Below are 5,244 nucleotides of genomic sequence, written 5' to 3'. Positions count from 1 at the left end.
GGCGGCGCGGTGCTTTTCGGCGCTCCGCGCGGGGGACTACAGGCCCGCGTCGGGCACGCCGCGCAGCAGCACCTGCTCCTGGCGCACCGGGGCGGGGCCGGAGGTCGCGGGGCGGCAGCCCTCGTCGATGGAGGTGCTGGACGCGGCCCGCAGGGTGAGGCCGGCGTCGGTGCAGGCCACCGCCTCCGTGGGGAAGGCGACGGGGCAGGGCGTCCCGGAGGCGCTGAAGCCGGTGGCGCGCGTCTCGCCCACGAAGCCCTCCGGCGTGCGGGTGAGGACGATGCCCACCGAGCCCGCGTCCGGGGACTCCACGCCGCCGTCCGCCCAGGCGCGCACCACCGCGAGCGACAGGGTGTGGCCGTCGTCCCGGCCCAGGTAGCGGAAGGCCGGGTTCTGCGCGTGGTGGTAGTCGCCGGACTGGTCCTTCTCACAGCCGGGCGGCACGTGGATGGGCGGCGGCCGGGAGGCCGTGGCGGTGTCCACCCGGGGTGGGGCCTTGCCCGGACAGGCCGCGAGCGAGAGGACACAGAGGCCTAGGGGGAGGGTGTGGAGGGCGCGGTGCATGGGGCGCGGATATTCTCCCAACGGACGGCCCGGTGGGACGGTGTTTGCTTCCCCTGGGATGACTCTCTAACCTTCGGACCGACATGAGTCTTCGCCGCTTCGCCATCCTGTCGCTCGTCGCCACCCTGGCGCTGCCCTCCGCGGCCTTCGCCCAGGACAATGATGATCTCCTCGCGCCCACGGAGGAGCCGAAGCCCACGAAGCCCAAGGGCAAGCCCAAGACCGCGAAGCCGAAAACGACGGTGAAGCGCAAGACGCCGCCCAGGAAGGAGAAGCTGGGGGCGCGCAAGGGCAAGGCGGGCAAGACGGGCAAGGGCGCCGCGACGGCCACCGTCGAGGACGCGGCGCCGGCCAAGGCCACGCTCGTGCTCAAGCTGGGCAGCAACGCGCGCACCGCGAAGGTGACGGTGGACGGCCAGGAGGTGAACCCGCTGACGCCGCTGGAGCTGGCGCCGGGGGAGCACATCGTCATCGCCCGCCGTCAGAACTACTCGGACTTCAACCAGCAGGTGACGCTGGCGCCGGGCCAGACGGCGGAGCTGACGCTGGCGCTGGACGCGGCGACGGGCTTCGCCACCCTGCGCGCGGACGTGCCCCGCGTCACCGTGTACGTGGACGGGACGCGCGTGGGCGCCACCCCCGTGGAGAACCACCCCCTGCCCCAGGGGCCGCACGAAATCGAGTTCCGGGGGCCGGCGGGGCTCAAGGACGTGAAGAACATCAACGTGCGCGCCGGCCAGCTCTACGTCGTGGAGGGCCGCCTGCGTCCGTCCACCGAGCCCGCGGCGACGGCGGCGGTGGCGCAGCCGGACGACACGCCGCGCTCGACGGTGCTGGAGCCCTCGAAGCCCCTGGAGCCGGTGGAGCAGCCGGGGCTGGCGCTGGGCACCGAGCAGCCGCCGGAGGTGAAGGAGGGCACCAGCAAGGCCTGGTACCAGAAGTGGTACGTCTGGGTGGGCGTGGGCGTGGTGGCCGCCGCGGCGGGCGCCGGGGCCTACGCGGTGACCAAGAGCCCCGCGGAGCTCACCCCGGGCCAGGTGTGCGGCGGGGAGTGCGACGGCTCCATCGGGTTCTCGGGCCTGCGCCCGGTGATGCCCGCGCCCGGCATGCGCTTCTGACGGCGTGGGTGGGGCGGACGTCCGCGTCCGCCTCCACGCCTCGTCGGAAGCCCCGGAGCCCTCAGTGGCCGCGCAGGTCGTCCTCGGCGCGGCCGCGCCGGCTCCAGCCGCAGGAAGACGTCCGTCACGCGGCCCACGCCCCAGTAGTCCAGCGCGGTGGCGCGGAGGCGGAAGGGCTCGGACTCCGGCAGCAGGGCGGTGACGTCCACCTCGTTGGGCTCGAAGCTGAAGGCGCGCCGGCCCACGTTGTCCACCTGCTCGTTGCCAATGAAGACGCTGTCCGTGAAGCCCACGGCGGCGCGGCGCGACACCTTGCCCTTCGCGTCCAGCACCTCCAGCAGGAGGAAGTTGTCCACGGCGAAGCCCTTCGTGCAGGCCGCGTCCCCGCAGAGGCGGGCCTGGGCGCCGTCCAGCCGCAGTGACGGCGTCTGCGCGGTGGCGACGACGCGCGGCGTGCGCTCGCCCTCGCGCGTGTCCACCTCCACGTCCTCGCGCCGCTGCTCCAGGCGCGCCGTCTCTTGCTCCGGCGTGGCGCTCAGCAGCTGGACCGAGCGCGGTTCGGGCGGCGCGACGGCGGTGGACGGCGGAACCTGCTTCGCGCAGGCCAGGAGGCTCAGCGCGGCGGCGGAGAGGGTCAACGTTCGCGAGTGGCGCACCCGGAGGCTTGTAGCGAGCGGCGCTGGACGGGGTCAATTAGCATGCCCCCATGCGGACCCTCCCCGGATGGTGGCTGCTGTGCGCGCTGCTCGCAGGCCCTGCCGCCGCGGCCCCTCCCGCCGCGCCCGCCCTCCCGGGCGCGGGCAGCGTGGCGCCGGGCGTGGCTCCGGAAGTCCAGCTGTGTCTCCAGCACCTGAAGCCGGGGGAGCGGGACCGGGCCGCGAAGGCGCTGGGGCCGCTGGAGTCCGTGCCGCTCTACCGCGTGCAGCTGGAGGTGGAGCCGAAGGAGCGGCGCGTCTGGGGCAAGGTGCAGGTGCAGTTGGTGGCGAAGGGGCCCCGGCCGCTGACGGAGCTGTACCTGCGGCTGACGCCCAACACCCGCTCCCGCCAGGTGACGCTCTCCGGCGCGAAGCTCAACGGGAAGGCCGTGGCGCTGGAGCTGGGGCCGGAGCCCACGCTGCAGCGCATTGCGGTAGAGCCCCCCGTGGCCCCCGGCGGCACGGTGTCGCTGGAGGTCGCGGTGAAGGGCACGGTGCCCAGGGCGGCGCCGGGCGCGGAGTCGCTCCTGGCGCGGGCGGGCTCCTGGGCGGCGGTGGAAAGGACGGCGCGGATGACCACGGGGCCTTCTCCGCCACGGCGGACGTGGTGAGCCTGGTGGGCGTGGTGCCGCAGGTGCCCCCGGTGGATGACCAGGGCCAGCCGTGGGCCGGCCCGCAGGGCATGGGGGACCTGGCGCTGTACGAGCCCGCGCACGTGCTGGCCACGCTCACCGTGCCGTCGGGCTGGGCGGCGCACGCCACCGGGACGCCCCTGGGCGAGGTGCCCGAGCGCGACGGCCGGGTGCGCTACAGCTTCGCGGCGGCGGCGGTGCGCGACTTCCCGGTGCTGGTGACGCGCGGCTACCAGTCCGCGACCTCGACGGTGAACGGCGTCACGGTGGAGAGCCACTTCGCGGCGCGGGACGCGGCGGCGGGCAAGCGCGTGCTCAAGTACGCGTCGCGGGCCCTGACGGAGTTCGAGAAGCGGCTGGGCCCGCTGCCCTACACCCACTTGCGCGTGGTGCAGGCGCCCTTGAGTGGGGGCGCGGGCGGCATGGAGTTCCCGGGCCTGGTGACGGTGGGCACGTCGCTCTACCGCGCGAAGCAGGACCCCCTGAAGATGCTGGCGGGCATGCCCGGCATGGAGGCCTTCCAGGAGCTGCTGGACGCGCAGGGCGCGGGCCTGCTGGCGCAGGTGGGCGCGCAGGTGGGCGAGTCCCTGGAGCGCACGCTGGAGTTCACCGTGGCGCACGAGGTGGCGCACCAGTACTTCGCGGGGCTCGTGGGCTCCGACCCCATCCACGACCCGGTGGTGGACGAGTCGCTGGCCCAGTACGCGGCGCTCCTCTACATGGAATGGGCCCACGGCCCGGAGGCCGCCGAGTCCCTGCGCAACGAGGCCCTGGTGATGCCCTACCAGTTCTTCCGGCTGTCCGGCGGCAGGGACGGCCGCGCGGACCGGCCCACGGGCGACTTCGACGGCGGAGAGCTGGAGTACGGCGCGCTCGTGTACGGCAAGGCGCCGCTGTTGCACCACGCGTCGCGCAAGCTCGTGGGGGACAGCGCCTTCTTCAAGGCCCTGCGCTCCTACGTGGACACGTACCGCTTCAAGTGGGCGTGCAAGGCGTGCTTCACGCAGGAGCTGGCGAAGGCGAGCCCCGCGAACGCGAAGGCGCTGGGGAAGCTGAGAGCGCGCTGGTGGGAGGAGGCCCACGGCGACGAGGACCTGGGCGCGGCGGACCTCCAGGGGCTGATGGAGGCCATGGGCGGCGGCCTGGGCGACGTGAAGCTGGACGCCCAGACGCAGCAGCTGCTGGAGCAGCTCCTGCCCCAGCTCATGGGGCAGTGACGGCGGTCCGTCAGTCGAACAGCGCCTTCACGAACTCGCGCGGCTCGAAGCGGCGCAGGTCGGCGACCTTCTCGCCCACGCCCACCCAGACCACGGGCAGCTTCAGCTCGTCGCAGATGCCGATGATGACGCCGCCCTTGGCGGTGCCGTCCAGCTTGGTGAGCGCGATGGCGCTGACGCCCACGGCCTCGTGGAACTGCCTGGCCTGCTGGATGGCGTTCTGCCCGTTGGTGGAGTCCAGCACGAGCAGGATTTCATGGGGCGCGCCGGGCAGCGCCTTGTCCATCACGCGCTTGACCTTCTTGAGCTCCTCCATGAGCGGGGCCTTGGTGTGCAGCCGGCCCGCGGTGTCCGCGATGATGACGTCGGCGCCTTCAGCCTGGGCCTTCTTCACCGCGTCGAAGATGACGGAGCTCGGGTCGCCGCCCTCCGGCCCCGTCACCAGCTGGGCGCCGGCGCGGCCGGCCCACACGTCCAGCTGCTCCGTGGCGGCGGCGCGGAAGGTGTCGCCCGCGGCGAGCACCACCTTCTTGCCCTGGCCGGTGAGCTGCGCGGCCAGCTTGCCGATGGTCGTCGTCTTCCCGGCGCCGTTGACGCCCACCACCATCACCACGTGCGGCGGGCCTCCGCCCTCCAGCGAGCGCGGCACGGGCAGGTCCACCATGCGCGCCACCTCGTCGCGGATGGCGCCCTTGATGCGCTCCGGGTCCTTCAGCTCGTTGCGCTTGAGCTTCTCGCGCGCCACCTCCACCAGGTGGTCCGCGGTGCGCACGCCGATGTCGGCGGTGAAGAGGATCTCCTCCAGCTCCGACAGGACGGACTCGTCCATGGTGCGCTGGCCGCCGAACAGGCCGTTGAGCCGCGCCATGAAGCCCTGGTTGCGCGTGCGGTCCAGGCCCTGCGCCAGGGTGCGGCCACCCTCCGCCTCCACCTTGGCGCGCGCCTGGGCGGCCTCCGCCTGACGGGCGGCCTCCGCCTGGGCGGCCTCCTGGGCCAGGGCCTCCTCGCGCAGGCGCAC

General features: G+C 73.8%; 5 protein-coding genes. 3 read left to right on the top strand and 2 right to left on the bottom strand.

Going from position 1 to position 5,244, the window contains the following annotated elements:
* Window positions 1–36: 36 nt before the first annotated feature.
* Window positions 37–564, bottom strand: coding sequence for a hypothetical protein (locus ACLEQD_RS36230; protein WP_410390449.1), 528 nt, complete (start codon window positions 562–564; stop codon window positions 37–39).
* Between the two features lie 83 nt (window positions 565–647).
* Between ACLEQD_RS36230 and ACLEQD_RS36225 the strand changes: the two genes are divergently transcribed.
* From ACLEQD_RS36225 to ACLEQD_RS36215, 3 genes are all read left to right on the top strand, one after another.
* Entirely contained in the window at window positions 648–1,682 is a 1,035-nt protein-coding gene (locus tag ACLEQD_RS36225) for a PEGA domain-containing protein (RefSeq protein ID WP_410390448.1), read from the top strand.
* A 706-nt stretch (window positions 1,683–2,388) separates the two neighbouring features.
* Entirely contained in the window at window positions 2,389–2,988 is a 600-nt protein-coding gene (locus ACLEQD_RS36220) for a hypothetical protein (RefSeq protein WP_410390446.1), read from the top strand.
* Window positions 2,985–4,226 (top strand): M1 family aminopeptidase, encoded by a 1,242-nt coding sequence (locus tag ACLEQD_RS36215; RefSeq protein ID WP_410390444.1) that lies wholly within the window; start codon window positions 2,985–2,987, stop codon window positions 4,224–4,226. The genes ACLEQD_RS36220 and ACLEQD_RS36215 overlap by 4 nt, the downstream gene beginning before the upstream one ends.
* A gap of 10 nt (window positions 4,227–4,236) precedes the next feature.
* Here ACLEQD_RS36215 and ftsY read toward each other — a convergent pair.
* On the bottom strand, window positions 4,237–5,244 hold a 1,008-nt coding region (gene ftsY / locus ACLEQD_RS36210; protein WP_410390442.1), incomplete at its 5' end, for a signal recognition particle-docking protein FtsY.

This window comes from Corallococcus sp. 4LFB (assembly GCF_046520365.1).
Lineage (GTDB): Bacteria > Myxococcota > Myxococcia > Myxococcales > Myxococcaceae > Corallococcus > Corallococcus caeni.
Note: the sequence above shows the minus strand (reverse complement) of the source record. Positions and strands in the feature narration are given on the sequence as shown.